Genomic DNA, 20,937 nt, shown 5'->3' with positions numbered 1-20,937 from the left:
GAAATCAAGCTCTCGCTGTCGCATCATGAGTCGAGTCCACCATACTTGGCCCGGACCCGAAACGCTCTCCGATCACCGATCACGCACCGGAAAGCCCGGCCGGCCGGCAGCCGCGATCACACCGCGGCGACGCGTTTGGCCAGGTCGTCGGCCAGCTGACGAGCCCGGTCGGGATCGGTCGCCTCGACCATCACCCGCACCAGTTGTTCGGTTCCGCTGGGGCGCAGCAGCACCCGGCCGGATTCGCCGAGAACGCGCTCGGCCTCGAGCACCGCATCCCGGACCTCCCCGGACTCCGCGACCGCGACCTTGTCCGCGACCGGGACGTTCACCATGACCTGCGGAACCGTCTCGACCACGGACGCGAGATCGGCCATGCTGCGGCCGGTTTCGGCCATGCGCGCCAGCAGCCGCAGCCCGGTCAGCAGGCCGTCCCCGGTGGTGCCGAACCTCGGGAAGACCACGTGCCCGGACTGCTCGCCGCCGAGGGTGTACCCGCCGCGGCGCAACTCCTCGAGCACGTAGCGGTCGCCGACGGCGGTGGTGCGCACCGTGATTCCCGCATCCCGCATCGCGATGTGCAGTCCCAGATTGCTCATCACGGTGGCGACGAGGGTGTCGTGCGCGAGTTCGCCCGCCTCCCGCATCCCGATCGCCAGCACCGCCATGATCGCGTCGCCGTCGACCACCGCGCCGGTGGCGTCCACCGCCAGGCAGCGGTCCGCGTCACCGTCGTGGGCCAGGCCCAGATCCGCGCCGTATTCGCGCACCGCGTCGCGGATCGCGCCCAGATGCGTGGAACCGCAACGGTCGTTGATGTTCAGGCCGTCCGGCTCGGCGTTGATGGCGATGACCCGCGCCCCCGCCTCCCGATAGGCCGCCGGGCCGACGTCCGAGGCCGCGCCGTGTGCGCAGTCCACCACGACGGTCAGCCCGTTCAGGTCCCGGCCGGTCGCCTTCACCAGATGCTCGACATAGCGCTCGTGCGTCCCGGCCTGGCTGTAGTGCTCCTCGACCCGGCCGTCGATCCCGGACACACTCAGCAGCCGGCCGATCCCGGCGCCGGTGGGCCGCAGGAAGTCACGCTGGTGCACCAGCTCCTCGATGCGGTCCTCGATCGCGTCGTCGAGTTTGTGCCCGCCCGCGGCGAAGATCTTGATCCCGTTGTCGGGCATGGGATTGTGCGAGGCGGAGATCATCACGCCGAGGCACGCGTCGTAGATCGCGGTCAGATAGGCCACCGCGGGGGTGGGCAGCACGCCGACCGACACCACGTCCACCCCGGCGGAGGTCAGGCCCGCGACCACCGCGGCCTCGAGCATCTCGCCACTGGCTCGCGGATCGCGGCCCACCACCGCCGTCGGACGTGACTTCCCGCGGCTGAGTACCTGGGCCGCCGCGGCCGAAACATGCAGTGCCAGTTCCGGACCCAGCGAACCGTTGGCCAGCCCGCGGACTCCGTCGGTGCCGAACAAACGTCCCATTCCAATGCCCCTCAATGTCTGCGTACGGCATCCGCGCACCCGGCTCTGGGGGTCAGCGGAACCGTTGTCGATACAGCACGAGAGCAGGCACCCGAGCCGATCGCGGACGATCCGATCGGGTGCCTGCTCTCGTACGGGTGCCGAGTCGACCGTACTCCCGGCCGCCCCGGACGGGGAGCCGCACCGGCACTCCACGCGGCCCGTCTCGCCGGTCGGACGCGTGGCGGGTACGAGGAACGAGTACCCGGCACGGGGCCGAACCGGTGAGACTTCGGGGGCCGCGAACCCGCCGGAGCGAAGCCGAGGCCGAAGATACGGCTCAGCGCTTCGAGTACTGCGGAGCCTTGCGGGCCTTCTTGAGGCCGTACTTCTTGCGCTCGGTGGCACGCGGGTCACGAGTCAGGAATCCGGCCCGCTTCAGGGCGGGACGATCCTCGGGGGTGACCTCGATCAGCGCGCGGGCGATCGCCAGACGCAGCGCACCGGCCTGACCCGACGGGCCGCCGCCGACCAGGCGGGCGTGCACGTCGAAGGATTCGGTCCGCTCGACGGTGACCAGCGGGGACTTCACCAGCTGCTGGTGCACCTTGTTCGGGAAGTAGTCCTCGATGGGACGGCCGTTGAGCACGAACTGGCCGGTGCCCGGCTGCAGGCGCACCCGGACCACGGCCTCCTTGCGGCGGCCGACGGTCTGCACCGGACGGTCGATCACGATCGGAGCGACCGAGGCGGACTCGTAGGACTCCTCGTAGCCGGCGCCCTCGTCGACGATCTCGACCGCGGTGTCCTCGGCGGCGTATTCCTCGTTGAATTCCTCAGGAGCGGTCACTGGGCCACCTGCTTGATCTCGAACGGAATGGGCTGCTGGGCCGCGTGCGGGTGCGAGGGGCCACCGTAGACCTTGAGCTTGCCGGCGATCTTGTTGCCGAGCTTGTTCTTCGGGATCATGCCCTTGATGGCACGCTCCACGACACGCTCGGGGCGGGTCTCCATCACCTGACGGACAGACCGGGTCTTCAAACCGCCCGGGTAGCCGGAGTGGGTGTAGAGGAACTTGCGATCGGCCTTGTTGCCGGCGATCGCGATCTTGTCCGCGTTGATGATGATGACGAAATCGCCACCATCCACGTTGGGGGCGTAGGTCGGCTTGTTCTTGCCGCGCAGCAGATTCGCTGCCTGAACGGCAAGGCGGCCGAGCACTACGTCAGTGGCGTCGATGACGTACCACTGGCGGGTGACGTCACCTGCCTTCGGGCTGTACGTAGGCACAGTTCTTCCCTGTCTGTCGTGGTGTTCTACCGGCCCGGCGGACGATCGAGCGACCCCGGCGGCCAGCGGAGACCCGGGACTCGTGGCACGACGCGAACAACTCGCGACGTATCGCACGCCAGCGGGCAACGATACCAGTCCGACATCGCGCCCCCGAAATCGGACCCGTGACCTCACCTGCGTGAACGCTCGCCGGGACGACCGGGGGCGGTTCACACGTGCAGCGGCGGGCCCTGGTCGAGGTCATCGGACACCATCGGCACGAGATAGTGCAGATTATCGATGCCGAACCGGGCGCAGCTGTCCGCCGACTCGATACCCGGGCCGGGCTCCAGGTCGGCATTCGGCATACCCGGGCAGTCCTGTGGCGTCCCGACCGGGATCACCAGATCCGTCGCCACGCGCACCCCGGACGCGAGGCTCGACCGATTCGCACCGCCCGGAGCCGAGCCGATATGCACCGCGATCGCCGCCAGCGCGACCGCGCCCACGATCGTCGGGGCGCCGAAAAGGTTGTCCTTCACCTTGTTCCACACCCGGCCGGACTCGCCCGCACCCTGTTCCTGCACCGGCGGCTCCGGGTGACGCGCCCGCGGACCGGCCGGTTCGCCGCCGGAACCCATCCTGGTGGTCTGCATCGTGTCGGCCGGGGAACCCGGGGGCCTGGTCATCCGGCCGCCCATCGCGGGAACGCCCGGATGCACGTTCGACACCTGCTCGTGCACGATGACGGTGGTCTGCTCGCCCTCCTCGGGCGCCGCGTGCCGCGGACCCTGCCCGCCCGGACGCACCCCCGTGAGATGGCCCGTCGGCTCCGGCCCTCGCCGGCCGTGCCGCCCGCCCGACGACCCGGCATCGTCCTCGGCCGGGGCCGCGGACGAATTCACCGTGCCCGGCCCGCCGGCCGAGCCGGAATATCCGCCCGCCGGATTGCCGGGTGGGCGGCCGCCGCCGGGCCGACCCGGATCGGCCGGACGACCCTGATCCGGACGCGGCGGGGTCGCCGCCTGTCCGGGCCCCTGCGGAATCGGGCCCGGGCCGCCGGGGCGTGCCGGCTCGGGCCCATAGCCTTGATCGGGCTCCTCGTCGGCGTATTCACTGTCGGTGATCAGCAGATGCGCCGCACCCAGCACCAGTGCGTGCATCGGGTGGTCGGCCACGTGCAGCCGGTGGCCGAGATGGTTCTGGAACGCCAGTCGCAACGCGTCGTTGAAGCAGACGTTGCCGGTCAGCAGCACCCGCGAGGTGTCCGCGCCGATCGAGCGGGCCGCGGCCATCACCTCGATCACCACGTTGTCGGCGTGGTGCGCGTCGCGCATGGCGTCGGGGGTGATCGGTACGCCGACCGATTCGGTGGGTTGCTCGTCGTCGCCGTTCACCGAGACGACCAGGCACATCCGGCCGTCGGAGTAGACGCCGGTCGCGCTCGTCGCCCGGCCACTGGCATCGGGCGGGCTGACCAGGCCGATGGCGCGCACGTAACCCGATAACGCCACCGATTCGGGCAGTGGCTCGCTCGTCACGTCCAGCTCCTCGACCAGCCGGGCGTATTCGTCGATCTTCTCGTCGGGCCAGTCGTCCGGATACGGCAGCGCGATGACGTCCGGCTTGCCCCGCACGTATTTGCCGATGGCGGCCAGCGGGTTGTACAACCGCGCCCGGAACACCAGTTCCGAGGGCCAGGTCGCGCCCGCGATGCGGATCTGCTTGTGGCCGAGGATGTCCCGCACGTCGGCCACGGCGATACCCAGGTCGGAACGCCCCCGATCGCCGCCCGCAGTGTGCAGGCGACCGGACGCGTCCGCCAGCAGATATGCGGGCGGCGTATATGTTCCTTCCACCTGGACCGGGCGGATCGGCATGCCACCGCCACCGCCGGCCACGGACACCACATCCCATCCGAGATGTACCGCCCCAACTCGAGCCGTCACACGCACAAGTGTGCCTTCTTCTTCGGCGACACGCGCGACCGGGCAGGCTTATCGCCTGGTCGCCGCCGTTTCGCGGGATGTGGACAACGACAACTGACGCTCATACCGTTCATCGGATTTCCGCCTGGGATACCCAACCGCTCACGGCGGGAAGGTGAAAGCAGGAGCGTCGTCCGTGGCGCATGACAACCCCTTTCGATAATATGTTCGAATAGATGAGGTGGTGCGGTACACCACCCAGGCTCGGGCGAAACTCCCGTGGTTGCGCGAGGGATCCCAGGTTGCCCAGCAACAGATGCTGCGCGATCACGCGCGGGCGCTGGACCACTCGTTCAAGATGAGCAGGCGCAGACATCCGAAGGTCAAGTCCCGCAGGACTTCCCTGCCGTCGCTGGAGTACACCACACGCGGGTTCTCGATCCGTGATGGCCGGTTGGTGTTGCCGAAGGGCGTCGCGGTTCCGGTGGTGTAGTCGCGAGAGCTTCCCTCGCCGCCCACGTCGGTTCGCGTCTACCGCGACAGCCTGGGCTGCTGGTACGCCTCGTTCGTGGTACGCCGCGAGATCACGACCGACCCGCGTGGTGAAGGTGGGATAGGTATCGGCTGGGGCGTGTTCACCACGGCGACGACCACCGCGCCGTCCTTCGATCTGCCGCACTTCGGACATCGGAAGCGATGCGCGGCCGAGTTGGCGAGAGCGCAACGGAAGATGGCCCGCCGTCACCGCAAAGGCCGACCACAATCGCGGGGTTACAGCGAGGCCAGGCGACAGGCTGCTCGGCTGGCGAAGAAAGCCGCCCGGCAAACCGTCCACGATTCCCGGGTATGGGCCAAACGAGTCGTCGCCACCCACGACCTGATCGCCGTCGAGGACTTCGAACCGCTGTTCCTGGCCGAATCCACCATGGCACGCAAGGGCGCTGACGCCGCGATCGGTGCGGCGAAGCGGGAACTCGTCGAGCGTGCCGGGCGGGCCGGGCGGACGGTGGTGATGGTCCGGCCCGCATACACGACCATGACGTGCAGTTCCTGTTTCGCGAGAACCAAACGACTCGAACTGCACGAGAGAAACTTCCGGTGCCAGGACTGCGGATTCACCGACAGCCGGGACCGGAACGCTGCCAGAGTGATTCTGGCCGTGGCAGAACGGGGCCACGTCAGTGTCGAGGATGTCAGACAATCGGATCACCTCCTCGGGGTGGATGGTTCGGTTGCAGTCTGAGCTGGAAATCCCCTCGCCTTCAGGCAGGAGAACCGTTAAGCCGAGGACTTCTTCAGGCGCAACCGCCACCAGGTGACGATCATCAGCACCAGAGTGAGCACGGCCAGCATGCCGATATCGAGCCACCAGACATGCGAGGTGTGCTTCCACAGCGTATCGGTGGCCGCACTGCTGTCGAGGGGATTCAGCGCGGGCATGTCGACCGTCGAGGACCCCGCCGCGAACCCCCAGCGCGACGGGAACAGCCAGGCGATCTGCTGGAGCACCACGCGATTGGTCACCGGGATAACGCCGCCCGCCATCACCAGCTGGACCATGATCACCACCACCAGCAGCGGCATCACCTGCTCGTTCGACCTCGCGACGGACGAGAGCGCCAGACCGATGAGCACACACGCGATCGCGGTGGCCGCGATATCGACGTACAGCTCCACATTGCCCGACGGGATCACCGTGCCGTGGCCGGGCTGTTTCTTGCCGATCAGGACGATCGCCACCATCACTGCGGATTGCAGCAGCGCGGCGAAGCCGAAGATGGCGACCTTGGCCATCAGATACGACCACGGGCGCAGCCCGACCGCGCGCTCGCGCAGGAAGATCGCGCGTTCGGCGACCAGATCGCGGACAGTGAGGGTGGACCCCATGAAACACGCGCCCAGAATCAGCACGACCAGCAGCTGTTCGCTCTCCCGGCCACCGTCGGGGACGAACATGATGCTGCCCTTCCCGTCGCTCACCTGCGACAGCGGGCCGATGGCCAGACCGTTGGTGCCGGGCACCACAAGCGAGAGCCCGCCCAGCACGAACGGCAGCAGCACCAGGAATATCAGATAACCGCGGTCGGCCAGGATGAGCCGGAACTGCCGCCGCGACAACGTCGAGAATTGTTTGCGCGCACTGGATTTCGGCGGCTTGCCCTGATCGCCCGGGGGCGCGGGCGGCGGTGGCGGCGGCACCGCGGCCTGTTTCGCGCGATAGTTCGCGAAGGCGCGATCCGGGTCCGCGGCGACCCGGGCGAAGATCTCCGCCCAGTCGCTGGTGCCCAGGAAGGCGCCGACCGCGCCCGGATGACCGAAGTACGCGGTCTTGCCGCCGGGAGCGAGCAGCAGCACCTGATCGCACATGTCCAGGCAGGCCACCGAATGCGTGACCACGATGACGGTGCGTCCGGCGTCGGCGAGCTCGCGCAGCATGGTCATGACCTGGCGGTCCAGCGCCGGGTCCAGTCCGGAGGTGGGCTCGTCCAGCAACAGCAAGGCCGGGCCGGTGAGCAGTTCCAGCGCCACCGAGGCGCGCTTGCGCTGGCCGCCGGAGAGTTTGTCGACCCGCGTATCGGCGTGTTCGGTGAGCGAAAGTTCCTCCAGCACACCGTCGATGACCGCGCGGCGGTCCGCCTTGGAGGTGTCGGGGGGCAAGCGCAACTCGGCGGCGTAGCCGAGCGCCTGTCGCACGGTGAGCTGGCGGTGCAGCACATCGTCCTGCGGAACCATGCCGATACGACTGCGCATGGCCTCGTATTCGGCGTGCAGATTCCGGCCTTCGAAGGTGACCGCGCCCGCGGACGGGTGCGTCGCGCCGGCGATGAGTTTGGACAACGTGGATTTGCCCGCGCCGGAGGGACCGATCAGCGCGGTCAGCGTGCCGCGCCCGGCCTGCATGTTCACATCGACCAGCAACTGCTTGTTGCCCTCGACGGTGAACCCGACGCCGTGCACGTCCAGACCCTGCTCGGCGACGGGCTTCTGCCGCACGACGAGCGCGCCCTCCTGCACCAGGAAGTCGATGTTGCCGATCGTGACGATATCCCGCTCGCGCAGGGCGACACGCTGTTCGCGGCGGCCGTTGACGAAGGTGCCGTTCGCCGAGCCGACGTCCTCGATGACCAGTCCCTCGGGGCCCTTGACCAAGCGCGCGTGCCGCCGCGAGGCCAGCGGGTCGTTCACCACGATCTCGTTGTCGCTGGTGCGCCCGATGTTCAAGCCGCCCGAGGGAATCCGGTCCGCGCGGGCGAACGGCGCGGTGGAGGTCGAGGCGCGCATCGGCGGCGGCATCGGCGGCAGCATCGACGCATCGGCCTTCGCGGTCATGTCGACGGCCGCGGCGGGTTGCTGGACCGAAGCCGGTTGCGGAGCCGGAACTTGCTGCTGCGCCGGAATCGGCTGCTGCGAGGACACCGGTCGCTGCGGAGCGACCGGCTGTTGCGGAGCGACCGGCTGCGGCGGCGAAAGCGGCTGCGGCGGGATCGGTTGCTGCGGCGGGATCGGTTGCTGCGGTGAAAGTGGTTGCTGCGGAGAGTAATTCGACCGATCGACCGGAGTGCGCTGCGGCGCCGGACGTTGCGGGGCCTGCGACTGTGGCCCCTGCTGCTGCGGCGGCGTCATCGAATGCTGCTGCGGCGGAGCCGGTTGCCGCTGCACCGGACCGGGCCGGTCCTGCGGCGCGAAACCCTGAACCTGCGGGGGTGCGGCGGAGGCCTGCGGCGGCGCGGGCGGACGCTGCGGCGGAACCCCCTGCGCCGACGGCCGCTGCATCGGCGCGGGCGGGCGCTGCGGCGCGGGCAGCTGGGGCGGCATCGGCGGACGTTGCGGCGGAACCGCCTGCGCCTGCCCGCCCTGGGCCGGCATCTGGCCCGGCACCGGCGGCACACCCTGCGGCGGAAGCGGCACGATCGGGCGCGCCCCGGACTGCCGATCCTGCGGCGCGGGACCGGGCCGCTGCGGCGGCGCCTGGTGCGGCAGCTGTAGCGGCGGCACCGCCTGCGGTGTGAGCTGCAGCAGCGGCCCGGTGACCGCGTCCCCCAGCCGCACCTGCATCGGCCGCCCGATCGCCACCGGGCTCGTAACCCGTTGCGCGTCCAGGAATATGCCGTTGGTACTGCCGTTGTCGGCCAGTACCCAGGTACTGCCCTGCCAGCTGAGTGTCGCGTGCACACGGGAAACCAATGGGCTGTCGACGAACAGCGTCACCTCCGGCGCCCGGCCGATGGTGATCTGCTGCCCCGCTTCGAAACCCCGATCGATTCCCTCATGGCGCACGGTGATCTTCTGCGCCCCCGGTGATGACATGTGCCGGATACTATGCGAAAGCCCGGGTGTCGGGGCACCACAATTTCCCACCGACATAGGGTGTGCGGGCCGGTATTCGAACCGTGACCACCCAGGGGAGGGAGTAGGTGTGGCGAAGCTCCAGGTGACAACCGCGGTCTCCGCGTTGGTTCTGACCGTCCTCACCTTGACGGGCTGTACCTCGTCCGTCGACGGCCGAGCCGTCTCGATCTACGAGGATCCGTTCCAGGTGGCCGGTCTGCCCACCACCAGCGGCCCGAGCGGTCCGCGCGCGGACGTTCCGGACAGCACCCTGACCGCCGACGGCGCGATCGGCGGCGAGTACGACAAGTTGGCGCTCAACGCCATCGATGACATCCAAAGTTATTGGCGCACTGAATATTCCAAGGACTTCCGGGGATCCTTCACGCCGGTCCCGAAGTTCTACTCCTGGGATGCCACGCAGTCCCAGGACGGCCAGTTCTGCCAGCAGACCACCCTGCATCTGGTCAACGCCGCCTACTGCCGCCTGGACAATTCCATCGGCTGGGACCGCGGCGTTCTGCTGCCGAGGATGACGAAGGCATTCGGCAAGATGTCGGTGGTGATGGTGCTGGCGCACGAGTACGGCCACGCCGTGCAGACCATGGCCGAACTCGTCACCGGCCGCACGCCGGTGATCGTCAAGGAGCAGCAGGCCGATTGTTTCGCCGGGGCGTTCATGCGGCATGTGGCCGAAGGCTCGGCAAGGCATTTCACGATCAACACCGCGGACGGCCTGAACAAGGTGCTGGCCGCGACGGTGGCGATCCGCGACGCCGATCCGAGCGATCCCGAGTCGGTGCACGGTTCGGCCTTCGAGCGGGTGACCGCAGTGCAGATCGGCTTCACCGACGGCCCGAAGGGCTGCGCGGCGATCGACATGAACGACATCACTCGTCGCCGCAAGAATCTGCCGCAGTCGTACGGCAGCGATGCCGACCACGGCGAATTGGCCGTCACCCAGCACAATCTCACCGAGCTGAGCAAGGCGATGAGTTCGATCATGCCGGTGCCGACCGAACCCGCGTACGACTACCGCGGCGCGAAACTGAGCTGTCCGGACGCCACGGACACCGAGCCGGTCACCTACTGCCCGGCGACCAATACGATCGGCACCGACGTTCCCGCCCTCGCCGCCCGCGCGAAGGCGAACACCGACGAACAGGAAAATTTCCCGACCCATATCGGCGGCGACTACAACGCCTACATCGTCTTCATCTCCCGCTACACCTTGGCGGTGCAGCACAATCTGCATCAACAACTCTCGGGCGCCAAGACCGGCCTGCGCGCATCCTGTCTGTCGGGCGTGATCACCGCGAAACTGGCCAGTCCCACCCGCACGGTGGCCAACGGCGACCTCGCCCTGTCTCCCGGTGACCTGGACAAGGCCGTCTCCGGCCTGCTGAGCGACGGCTTGGCCGCCAGCGATATCGCGGGAAACACCGTCCCGAGCGGTTTCTCCCGCGTCGACGCCTTCCGAGCCGGGGTACTCGGCAACCAGCAGACCTGCGAATCCCGCTACGCCTGACCGGCCGAGGCCGACACCAACGAACTATGGCCCAGGACAACATCTTCGGCTCCGCAACGACGCACCCGCACCGGATCCCCGAGTCCCGACCGCGCCAATGCGCCGGAGCGAAGCGGGGGCAATGCAACGGCCCCCGGACTCCTCCATCCTGAGCACGCCCACCCAGGTCCGCGTCCGCCTCGCCGGTCAGATGCGTGGCAGGCGCTGAGAAACAAGCACCCGCCGAGCCAGTCGGTAAGACCATCGGTGCCCTGGACCTGCCGAAGCTTAAGCAATCCAACACAGTTCGCCGCCCGCCTCGCCGGTCCGACACGCGGCAGGCGCCAGGAACGAGCACCCGACACGCAGCCAATCGATGAGACCATCAGTACCGCAGACCAGCCGAAGCTGAAGCAACCAAACACAGTTCGCGGCCCGCCTGTCTCGCTGGCCGGACCCCGCGGCAGGCGCGAGGAACAAGCACCCGACACGCAGCCAATCGATGAGACCATCAGTACCGCAGACCAGCCGAAGCTGAAGCAACCAAACACAGTTCGCCGCCCGCCTCGCCGGCCCGACACGCGGCAGGCGCGAGGAACGAGCACCCGCCGAGACAATCGGTGAGGCCGGGTGAACACACCGGAGCGAGGCGGAGGCCGAAGGTACTGACTTCAGAATGGTGGTGGGGCGGACGGGTCGTAGCGCAGGACGCGGTTGCCGAGCATGAGTTCGGTGCCGTGGATCAGGACCAGGGGCTGGTTCGGGACCAGGTGGATCCAGTCCTGGTAGCCGGGCAGGCGGGCGCGGGTGCCGTTGGTCGAGCCGCGGTCCACGATGGTGGCGTCCCAGTTGACCAGGCGGATCTCGGCGTGGGCGCGGGACATGCCGCCGGAGTTGTCCTCGATCTTGAACGGGGTCATGCCGCGCTGGGCGGCATCGGAGTTCTGCGGATCGCGGCCGAGGACGGTGTCGGCGGACAGCGTGAAGGTGGTGCCGTCGTCGAGGACGAGCACGCCGAGGGCCGGGCGCAGTACCTCGGACGGCGGCTGGGTCTGATCCACCGGCATACCGCACACGGTGCAGAACGCCGATCGCGGATCACTGGGATGCGCTCGCGCACATTTGAATCCGAGCACCCGGACACCGGCGGCCGCACCGCGCTCGAACGACTCCGGACCAGGTTGCGGCGGAACCGAACTCGGCCTACCCAGTTGGGTCTGCGCCAGCCGCGACGCCAGATCCGGCCCGGCATTCGGCAGCGGCGGCGGAACCGTGGGCAGCGGCGGCGGAGTCGGAGCGGACGGCGACGGTTGCGGGACCGAATCGCCATCCGGTCCCGCAACCGGCAGCGGCGGCGGCTGCGGCGCGAAGTCGGCACCCGGTCCCGCGGCGGGCAGCGGCGGAGGCTGCGGCACGGAGTCGTCGCTCGGCCGCACTTGCGGCGAATGCGTCTCGGCGCGAGGCGGGTCGGCCTGCGGATTCGAAACCGGTTGCGGCTCATCGGCGAACGGAACCGGTCCGGTCAGCGGGGGACGGTGCTGCCCGGCCCGGCCCTCGTCCCGGTCGCGCGCCCGGGAACGCCGTCCCTCGAACCAGACCACCGCACCGGATGCCTGCGCGACGCCCTCGCCAAGGGCGCCGATGCCGCGTTCGGGCAGTTCCGGATCGCCGGCCGATTCCGCGTCGGCGAAGATCGCGGCCGCCCGCGCGGGTGTCGGCACCACTCGATCCACGGTGAACGCCGCGTCCACGCCGCGGTGGTATTCGACGCCGTCGGCACCGACCAGCAGCGCGGTGACCGCACCGTGCAGGAAGATCGCCACCCCGCCGGTCTCGGCCTGCGACAGGATGCCCAGATCGACCGGCGTGCCGGGACTGATCTGTTCGGCCTCGCGCATCAGCCAGTTCGTCGCCTCCCGCGCGACCAGACGGCCGGGCCCGCCCGGCGCCTGTTCGGTCGCCTCGAAGACCAACTGCGAGAGCGCCTCGGCCACGCGCATTGCCGCCGACTCCTCCCGCACCGGCCCGGGGCCACGATGGGCGACCAATACGAGCGCACCCGCTACCCGGACCACGACATGGTTGCCCGGGACAACCTCGACCTGCCGATCCCTCAACGCGATCGGCCTCCGCGGACCATGTATGCGGTCGTCACCACACGCACCAGGTTAGAGCAACGGATCCGCGTCCATCCCCGGACCGGTTCGCGCGGTTCGGCATTCACCAGATCGCGGCGCGCGGACTGTTCCCGCGAACACCGCCGGTCCGGTAATTTGTGAGCAGATTGCTGGAGATACGGGGGCTGGCCGATGGTTCACACGACACGTCGCGCGGGGATCGCGTTCGCTGCGGCAGCCGCGCTCGCGGTAGTGGCCGGGTGCGGGGTGAAGGGCACACCGGTAGCGGGCGAAATCGATGTGCGCACACTCGACGTCGGCAGTTACGCGGTCGACAAGCACGCCTACCGCCAGACCGCCGACGACCAGGGCGCCGTGGTGGAGGGTATGCGGATGTCCCGGGCGGTGGTGCCCGCGGTGGCGATCGACCCGTCCCTGAAGGTCGGGCAGGGCGGCCACATCGTGCTGAACAACACCGAGGCGACCACCCGCCTGCTCGCCGCCGTGTCCAAGCCGATCCTGGACAGGGAAGGCCTGCTCACCGGTTACACCGCGTCGGGAGCGGACAAGCCCGACGACCCCGGCACTTCGATCTCCACCTCCGACACCACCTCGGTCACCGATTTCGTCATGCGTTTCGCGGATGCCGACACCGCCAAGCGCACCGCTCAGGAGCTCGAGGACGCCGACTTCGGTGTCGCCCCGGACATCAACAAGAAACTGTCGTTGTCGAAATACCCTGACGCGCTGGTGCATTGGCGGCCCGGAATATCCAATGTCGGCGCGTTCCTGGCGCACGGGAACTTCGTCGTCTCACTGTTCATCCAGCGTCCCCAGCCCGACCAGAACGATCTCGAGGCGTGGGTACAGAAGGCCCTCGACGCGCAGGTTTCGGCGCTCGACACATTCGAGGCCACGCCGAAGGACAAGTTCTCGAGCCTGCCGGTCGATCCCGACGGGTTGCTCGCTCGCGCCGTGGTGCACGACCGCGACAAGCACACCCCGGATCGGGACCGCTTCGCCAGCTACGGGCCCAACGACTTCGTGAACATCGCCGAGGACGAGACCACCAGGCAGCGCCTGGTCGCCGATACCGGTCTGGACGCGGTCGCCATCGCCGATACGAGCACGGTGCTGCGGGTGCGGGACGCGGCGGCGGGCGCTCGGCTCATCACCGGCCTGGTCTCGGCCTCCGGATCGGCCTACAGCCCGACCGATGCACCGGACAAACTTCCGGGCGCGAAATGCCTGCAGCTCGGCAGTTCCGCCGTGCACTCGAATTCGGCCAAATTCCGCTGCTACATTCCGCACGGACGATATGTCGAGGTGGTCATCAGCAATGACCAATCCGATATGAAGCAGAAGGCCTCGGCGGCATACGCATTGCTGGCCAACAGCATGTGAGCCGGCTCGCGCACGGCCGCAAATCACTGGCATCGGCGGGTGCCACCGTGTGTACACTACCGGCGGGCCGTGGCCGAGCGGATCGCGACGGCCGGTTCCACGGGAGGGAAGCCATGCGCAGGTCGAAAATATTCGTGGCGGCGATGGCGCTGGTCACGGCCTGCGCGACAGGCTGTGGCTCCGGACCCGGCGCCGCACCGGCGGACCCCGTGATCGACCTCGCCACACTGGATTTCGGGCCCTACGAGGCGACGCCGCGCGATATGGGCAAGCCCAAGAACGCCTATCAGGCGCGCGATTACGAGGCCGAACGTCTCGGCGACGTGGTTCCGCTGGCCATGGATATCGATCCGGGCCTGACCTACGGCGGCAATTCGGGGAGCTTGGTCTTCGAAGATCCCAAGGATACCCAGTTGCACAATTTCGGCGACTTCGAGCATTTCGCCGAGGACGCCCCCAATTTCATCGGCGGCTACATCAGTTACGGCATCGACAGCCGCGACAACGACGGTATCGAACTGCTCAACGCGGTATTGCTGTTTCCCGACGAGAAGCAGGCCGCCGACGCGGCCGCCGCGCTGGAACACCGGGATTTCGTCGCCAAACCGGATAATCAGCCGGTACCGGTACCGAAATATCCTGCCGCACACGCACATTGGCAGCCCGGCAACCAGTCGATCGACAGCTGGTACGCCACCGGCACATTGGTCGTGTTCACCTCCGACTACGACCACACGAAGATCTGGTTCCACCACACCGATCTGCCCGCCCTGGTCACCATGGTCACCAAGAGCCTGGACACGATCGTCCCGGCCGTCTCGAAATTCACGCCGACCCCGGCGAATGAACTCGCCGACAAACCGATCGATATCGAAGGCATGCTCGGCCGCACGATGGTGCGGCCGAAGGCGGCGACGGGGGAATGGCTGAACCCGCCCGTGGTCTTCCACGCGCACGCGGCCCTGGGCTGGACCACCGACCCGGTCGCGGATCAGAAGATCTTCCAGAAGGCCGGCGTGGATCTGTTCGCCGAATACGGCAACAGTCTCTATCGAGCCCGGGACGCGCAGGGCGCGAAGGAGGTTCGCGATCAGCTGGGCGATCCGGCGAAACATTTCAAATCCGCGGCACCACCGCGAAACCTTCCGATCGCCAAATGCCGCCAGTACCACGGCCCGGTGCGCGCGGCGGTGCACTTCTACTGCTCGGTCGCCTACGGACGGTATGCCGCGCAATCGTGGGGCGAACAACTTCTCGATGCGCAGCAACGCATTTCGGCGCAGTACGCGATCCTGGTGAGGGCGAAATGACCACGACATCGCTCGCCCGCACCTGCGCCGCCGTCCTCGGGAGTATCGCGGTCGTCGCTGCACTCGGTTCCTGCGGTACCGACCACGGTATCGCCCGGCCCGCCGAAATCGACGTCCGCGCTTTGGATACCGGCCCCTATCCCGTCGAACCGATCGACTTCCATCTGGACGCCACGCCGGGACTGCTGCACAGCCTGCAGGTCGGTGGCCTGCGGCTGGGCGAGTACGTGGTCGACGCGTACGATGTCGACCCCCATCTCACCAGGGGTCTGAACTCCGTATCCTTCACCAGCGGCGTCATCGCCGAATCGCTCGGCAACAGCCCCGCCATGACCGCGGTCGCCAAGCGCGACAACATGTATTTCGGCTTCGAATCGGTGGGGTCGGATACCGATTCCTTCCTGAATCTCACCGATTGGCCGTCCGAGTCGTCGAAGAAGGCCACCGCAATCGATCTGCTGGTGATGCAGTTCCCCGACGCCGATACGGCTGGGCGCGCGGCTACCGACTTCTCCAATGCCGATATCGGCGTCACCAGGAACCAACCGATCCCTGTCGCCGGTTACCCCGACGCGCACGCGAATTGGCGGCCGGGCACCGGCGTTGTGCGATCGTTTCTGGCGCACGGTTCCTACGTGGCGGCGGTGGTCGCCTTCACCCCCACAGCCGATCAGCAGAATCTCACCACCCTCGTCCGGAAGACCTACGACACGGAATTCCCGGTCCTGGACCAACTGCGGCCGATCTCGGACGAGGACACCGTGCGATTGGACTGGGATCCGGAGTACATGATCAGCCGCGCGCTGAATCCGGACAAGAACACGACCATCGGGTTCTACGACGAGAACGCCGCCTACGGTCCGCGCGGCGTCATGCACTACATGCCTTATCGGTCGCAGGCGAAACAGGCCTTCACCGCGATGAACGCGGTCAAATTCGCCAGAACCGATGCCGCACTGGTCGTCCGGACCAAGGACGACGCGTCGGCGGACAAGGCCGTGCACGACCGGCTCACCCCGCAACCGCATCAGTCGGCCGCCGCGGCGGTGCCGAAGATCGCCGATTCGGCCTGCGTGGAAAACGATACGAAGACCGATATCTTCGCCAATCGCAAACGCTTCACCTGCATTGTCGCGTACCGCAATTACGTCGGCTACGTCGAATCCGATCAGCTGATCGACGCGCATCAACGCGCCGCCGCGCAGTACGCACTGCTGGCGAACAGTCAGTGGGAACCGTAGCTCGACCGCGCTCCGGCGGGGCCGGTATGCTCCGCCAGAGCACGCCCGCCCGGAACCGGCACCCTCTCACCCCCGATCGACCAGGAGTTTGTGACAGATGGCGATGAGTCCCGGCACCATCGTCGGCGGGTATCGGATCGAGCGGGTGCTCGGCGCGGGCGGTATGGGCACGGTGTACCTGGGCAAGCATCCGAGCCTGCCGCGCATGGACGCGATCAAGGTGCTGGGCACCGAACTGTCCGCCAACGCCGAATTCCGCGCCCGGTTCGAACGCGAGGCCAATCTCGCCGCGGGACTGGATCATCCGAACATCGTCTCGGTGTACAACCGCGGCGAGGAGGACGGGCAACTCTGGATCGCGATGCAGTACGTCCAGGGCACCGACGCCTCGGCCGAACTGTCCCGTGACCGGCATGCCATGACGCCGCTGCGTGCGCTGCGCATCGTCACCGAGGTCGGGCGCGGCCTGGACTACGCGCACCGCCGCGGCCTGCTGCACCGCGACGTCAAACCGGCCAATTTCCTGCTGTCCGCCGGTGACGGCGACGACGAGGAACGGGTGCTGCTCACCGATTTCGGCGTCGCCAAGTCCACCGAGGATCCGGGCGAGCTGACCCAGACCGGCAGTTTCGTGGCCACGATCGCCTACGCCCCGCCGGAGCAGTTACAGGGCAATCCGGTGGATCACCGCGCCGACATCTACAGTCTCGGCTGCGCCTTCTACAAGCTGCTGACCGGCCAGAACCCTTATCCGGCAATGCAACCGGCGATGGTCATGATGGGCCATCTGTACGAGCCGCCGCCACGGGCGACCGCGTCGAACCCCGGACTCCCCGCGGCCATCGATCAGGTCATCGCCCGGGTGCTGGCGAAGGATCCGGCCGAGCGATTCAACACCTGCCGGGAGTTCACCGACGCGGCCACCAGCGCCCTGGTCCCCGGTTACAACCCGGTGCGTACCTCCACCTCGCCGACGTACCCGGTCCAGGTGCCCGGCCGGCCGGGCACCGACCCGCGCGCGAATGTCCCGGGTTCCTATATCGCACAGGGCAATACCGATCCCCGGATGGCGAATTCCGGTCCGGGAGAGCCGGACCTGTCCGCCCTGCTGGCCAAACCGCCCGGCCGTCGCCGGTGGCTGATCCCCACGGCCGTAGGAGTCGTCGTGGTGGCGGTCGCCGCCGGCGTCGGGATCTGGGTGACCCGGGACGGCAACCAGCCGGCCGGGCCCGCCACCTCGGCCACCGCCGCGGCCGCACCGGGCTCGGTGGCCGAGGCCAAGCAGCAGAATCCGGCCTTCGCCGGCAAGTCGGTCACCATGGTGGACGTCACCGACGGCAACAAGGTCGCGATCTACCTGGGCGGCACCCCGCAGACCCAATTCCTGCAGGGACTCGGCTTCGTCTACAACCTCAGCTATGTCAAACAGGGCAACGAGACCTCACCGAAGCCGATGAGCGACTACGACTCCCTCAACACCGCCGACGGCAGCTACATCATCGCGGTACGCAGCGACAAGGCCGCCGGGGGCGGAGGCCTGCTCGGACTGCCGTACGAGATCAGCGCGTCCAACGCCACGGTGATCCCGCTGGACGATCCGACCGCGGTGTCGGCCATGCGCAACTGGGGAGCCGATTCGGAGAAGACCGAGTTGAGCAAGCTGGTTCCGGTGCTGAGCAAGCACATTCAGTGAACCGGCGGCCCCGGCGCTGGGGTCACAACGCGTAGAACCCGTCGCCCCAGAGGGTTTCCAGACGGCGGAAGTAGTCCTCGTACTGCGTCGCGACCACATCCGTGGAGAAGCGGCCGACGGCGTAATCGCGGATCGCCTGATAATCCAGGTCGTCGACCGCGTCCGCGGCATCGCAGAATTGGCGCAGCGAGCGGCACCGGAATCCGGTGACGCCCTGCTGCACGGTCTCGCTGAACGCGCCCCAGTCCGTGGTGATGACCGGAGTTCCGCACAGCATCGCCTCGACGTGCACCCCGCCGAACGGCTCCAGATACAGCGAGGGCACGAAAACCGCTCGGGCACGGCTCATCAGCTCACCGCGCCGCGCGGTGTCCACCACGCCGACATATTCGCCGAAGTCCGGTGGCGTTCCCGCGCCGGCGATCACGAGTTCGCGCCCGAGGGTGCGACATGTGTCCACCGCGATCCGATAGCCCTTCGCCTCGATCAGCCGGCCGATGAACAGGTAGTAGTCGTCCTTCTCCGCGGAGAACGGAAAGTCCGGCACGTCGAAGTAATTGGGGATCACCTGATCGAAGAATCGCCCGCGATCGCTCATGATTCCGGGCAGCGTCGTATGCGCGCCGTGCACCGCGTGCATCCACGCATAACTTTCGAACACACGGTATTTCGCGAACACACCGCTGTAGCCGATACCGAATTCCACCGTCATCAGGTCCGGCAGCGCGGCGCCGATCGCCTCCTGGCAGGTGCCGCCGATAATGCACAGGAAATCGCGCGGCTTCGCCCGCTCGGCGATGGCGGCGACGGCCCGGCCGTTGGTGATGACCCAGTGTTTGTCGTTCTTACCCCAGGTGATATTGATCGGTCCGTCGAAAAAGTCGTTGCGATCGAACCATTCGCGCTGTTCGTCCTTGGTCACGATGGTGACCAGTTCGGTGCAGGCCGCCTCGTTCTCCTCCGAGGCGTACAGGTACACCTCGTGTCCGAGCCCGGACATCATGTCGCAGAACCGGCGCACCTTCTGGGTGTACGCACACGGCGAATATGCCCGAGTGGTTTGCGTATGCGGCAGATTGACGACATGGAAACGCATCGTGGACACTTCAGCTACCCGACCAACTCTCCGGTGACGACGTGCCGAACCTACCCTACGGTGCGCCGGCCGGCCGTCCCATTGACGGCGAGCGGGCCGACACCGGTCGGCACCTGTGGCCCCCGTGCCTCGCGATTGGTAGGGTGAAGCGGCAGTCATGCCCGTCAGCTGGGTACAGCGGCACCTCGGGGGAAGGAGGACATACGCTGTCACCGCGCGATGTCTGCCGCAGGGGGTGTCTCGGCGGCCGATTCTCTTCGCGCGGAATTCGATCGGAAGAATTGGTTCGACGATCGATGGAACCGAAACAGCGCATGCTGCGTCCGAATACCTGTAGGCGATCGAGTCCCTTCGGCATGGTGGGGTTCGCACTTTCCGGCCGTCGCGGCCGGACTCGAGGGGAAGGAGGGTCCGGATTCGAGGCCTCGGCGGCCTCGACTGCCCCTGGTACCAGAGCCGGGTGCTCCGACGGCACGGGCGGGATGACGTCCACATCGTGGCATCTCGCGTCACGTGAGCACACCAGATCGGCTTCATCGCCTGGGGGGTGCACTTCATTGAGGCATGGAACCGAACGGACGTCGCACGCGTCCAACCAGATATACCGATCACGACGGACAACCTGTCGTCGATCGTTGACCCGAGAGGAGCACACTGTGGCTGGCAAGCTCGAAGCCAATGTCGATCAGATGAACACGTTCTCCAAGAACATGGAGGAACAGCACCAGAAACTGATCGCCCACATCCAGTCCACCAAGGCGGATCAGGAACAGACCACCGCCAGCTGGAGCGGTCAGGCTCGTTCCGCCTTCGATCAGTTCATGGAGCGCTACTACGAGCAGGCGCAGGCGATGAACAACAAGCTGTCGAACACCGTCGACAGCCTGATGAAAGCCGCCGACAACTACTCCAAGCAGGACGAGGAATTCCAGCAGCAGATCGCCAAGCAGAACTCCAGCCTGGATCTGCCCGCCATCTGATCCCGCCCGGCTCTTCACGTTCGGGCTTCGAAGATCACCACGTTCATAAGGAGCAAATCATGGCCGCCAACGATCCCTCGCGGATTTCCGCCAACTTCGGCGATGTCGCCGCAGGTGCCGACGCGTTCATCAGCCGCGCCCGCAACCTGATGTCCGACCTGGAGGATTTCCACAAGCAGGTCACCGACTTCGTCACCAACCACTGGCAGGGTGACGCGAACGACGCGTTCGCGCACCTGCAGTCCCAGTGGAACCAGAACATCATGCAGCTGAACACCACCCTGCAGGGTGCGGCTCAGCTCGTGCACACCGGCAACTCCGACCTGCAGTCCCGCGACTCCTCGCTCGCGGGCCTGTTCTGATCCGAGTTCCTCGCAACTGGGCCCCGGTGAATATCGCCGGGGCTCAGTCGTTTTCGCAAGAATTCCGGGCGCCGTCGGCATCGCCTGTTCGAGCGCCCGGCGACCATTCGGTAATGCCGTACCCCGCACCGGACGATATCTTCTACGACATCACCCGAATCACGAAGAGCACCCAGGGGTTTCACGTTGCGCCGCCGATCGAGCATCCGCACCGTCACGGCGGTCGCGCTCACCG

General features: G+C 67.4%; 15 protein-coding genes and 1 pseudogene. 9 read left to right on the top strand and 7 right to left on the bottom strand.

All coding sequences use genetic code 11. The features are described 5' to 3' along the window. Positions 1–116: 116 nt before the first annotated feature. From glmM to AC5WS7_RS26195, 4 genes are all read right to left on the bottom strand, one after another. Entirely contained in the window at positions 117–1,484 is a 1,368-nt protein-coding gene (glmM, locus tag AC5WS7_RS26210) for a phosphoglucosamine mutase (RefSeq protein ID WP_495957244.1), read from the bottom strand. A gap of 319 nt (positions 1,485–1,803) precedes the next feature. Continuing rightward, positions 1,804–2,313: a 30S ribosomal protein S9 gene (gene rpsI / locus AC5WS7_RS26205; protein WP_495957243.1), complete on the bottom strand. Its 510-nt coding sequence runs from the start codon at positions 2,311–2,313 to the stop codon at positions 1,804–1,806. After that, the gene (rplM, locus tag AC5WS7_RS26200) at positions 2,310–2,753 is read right to left on the bottom strand and encodes a 50S ribosomal protein L13 (protein WP_495957242.1); all 444 of its coding nucleotides are present in this window, start codon (positions 2,751–2,753) and stop codon (positions 2,310–2,312) included. The genes rpsI and rplM overlap by 4 nt, the downstream gene beginning before the upstream one ends. Positions 2,754–2,965: 212 nt before the next feature. Further along, the gene (locus AC5WS7_RS26195; protein WP_495957241.1) at positions 2,966–4,684 is read right to left on the bottom strand and encodes a hypothetical protein; all 1,719 of its coding nucleotides are present in this window, start codon (positions 4,682–4,684) and stop codon (positions 2,966–2,968) included. Between the two features lie 220 nt (positions 4,685–4,904). Here AC5WS7_RS26195 and AC5WS7_RS26190 point away from each other — a divergent pair, with 220 nt between their 5' ends. Then, positions 4,905–5,156 carry a hypothetical protein gene (locus tag AC5WS7_RS26190; protein ID WP_495957240.1) on the top strand — a complete coding sequence of 84 codons (252 nt, stop codon included), beginning with the start codon at positions 4,905–4,907 and terminating at the stop codon, positions 5,154–5,156. A 27-nt stretch (positions 5,157–5,183) separates the two neighbouring features. Then, a pseudogene (locus tag AC5WS7_RS26185) lies at positions 5,184–5,906 on the top strand (RNA-guided endonuclease TnpB family protein); the annotation flags it as partial. Positions 5,907–5,941: 35 nt separating this feature from the next. On the opposite strand, the gene AC5WS7_RS26180 reads toward AC5WS7_RS26185, so the two are convergent. Next, entirely contained in the window at positions 5,942–8,971 is a 3,030-nt protein-coding gene (locus AC5WS7_RS26180) for an FHA domain-containing protein (RefSeq protein WP_495957239.1), read from the bottom strand. A 109-nt stretch (positions 8,972–9,080) separates the two neighbouring features. Here AC5WS7_RS26180 and AC5WS7_RS26175 point away from each other — a divergent pair, with 109 nt between their 5' ends. Then, complete coding sequence (locus AC5WS7_RS26175; RefSeq protein WP_495957238.1) at positions 9,081–10,520, top strand: neutral zinc metallopeptidase; 1,440 nt, start codon at positions 9,081–9,083, stop codon at positions 10,518–10,520. 650 nt (positions 10,521–11,170) lie between these two features. Here the strand turns inward: AC5WS7_RS26175 and AC5WS7_RS26170 are convergent. Continuing rightward, positions 11,171–12,616, bottom strand: coding sequence for an FHA domain-containing protein (locus AC5WS7_RS26170; protein WP_495957237.1), 1,446 nt, complete (start codon positions 12,614–12,616; stop codon positions 11,171–11,173). A 192-nt stretch (positions 12,617–12,808) separates the two neighbouring features. On the opposite strand from AC5WS7_RS26170, the gene AC5WS7_RS26165 reads away from it, so the two are divergent. The 4 genes from AC5WS7_RS26165 to AC5WS7_RS26150 all read left to right on the top strand — a co-directional run bounded on the left by AC5WS7_RS26165 (position 12,809) and on the right by AC5WS7_RS26150 (position 18,264). Continuing rightward, on the top strand, positions 12,809–14,020 hold the full coding sequence (locus AC5WS7_RS26165; RefSeq protein ID WP_495957236.1) for a DUF7373 family lipoprotein: 1,212 nt from the start codon (positions 12,809–12,811) through the stop codon (positions 14,018–14,020). A 113-nt stretch (positions 14,021–14,133) separates the two neighbouring features. Beyond that, positions 14,134–15,330: a DUF7373 family lipoprotein gene (locus AC5WS7_RS26160; RefSeq protein WP_495957235.1), complete on the top strand. Its 1,197-nt coding sequence runs from the start codon at positions 14,134–14,136 to the stop codon at positions 15,328–15,330. Next, positions 15,327–16,571, top strand: a complete 1,245-nt coding sequence (locus AC5WS7_RS26155) for a DUF7373 family lipoprotein (RefSeq protein WP_495957234.1) — start codon at positions 15,327–15,329, stop codon at positions 16,569–16,571. Before AC5WS7_RS26160 ends, AC5WS7_RS26155 begins: the two co-directional genes overlap by 4 nt. Positions 16,572–16,668: 97 nt before the next feature. Continuing rightward, positions 16,669–18,264 carry a serine/threonine-protein kinase gene (locus AC5WS7_RS26150; RefSeq protein ID WP_495957233.1) on the top strand — a complete coding sequence of 532 codons (1,596 nt, stop codon included), beginning with the start codon at positions 16,669–16,671 and terminating at the stop codon, positions 18,262–18,264. Positions 18,265–18,286: 22 nt separating this feature from the next. Here the strand turns inward: AC5WS7_RS26150 and AC5WS7_RS26145 are convergent, their stop codons facing one another. Further along, entirely contained in the window at positions 18,287–19,360 is a 1,074-nt protein-coding gene (locus tag AC5WS7_RS26145; RefSeq protein WP_495957232.1) for a glycosyltransferase, read from the bottom strand. Between the two features lie 656 nt (positions 19,361–20,016). Between AC5WS7_RS26145 and AC5WS7_RS26140 the strand changes: the two genes are divergently transcribed. Beyond that, positions 20,017–20,340 (top strand): WXG100 family type VII secretion target, encoded by a 324-nt coding sequence (locus tag AC5WS7_RS26140; protein WP_495957231.1) that lies wholly within the window; start codon positions 20,017–20,019, stop codon positions 20,338–20,340. Between the two features lie 59 nt (positions 20,341–20,399). Then, a complete protein-coding gene (locus AC5WS7_RS26135) occupies positions 20,400–20,702 on the top strand; it encodes a WXG100 family type VII secretion target (RefSeq protein ID WP_495957230.1) in 303 nt (100 codons plus the stop codon). The last annotated feature ends 235 nt before the right edge of the window (positions 20,703–20,937 follow it).

Source organism: Nocardia sp. PLKS1-43 (genome assembly GCF_059510335.1).
This window is presented reverse-complemented; position numbering and strand designations above follow the sequence as displayed.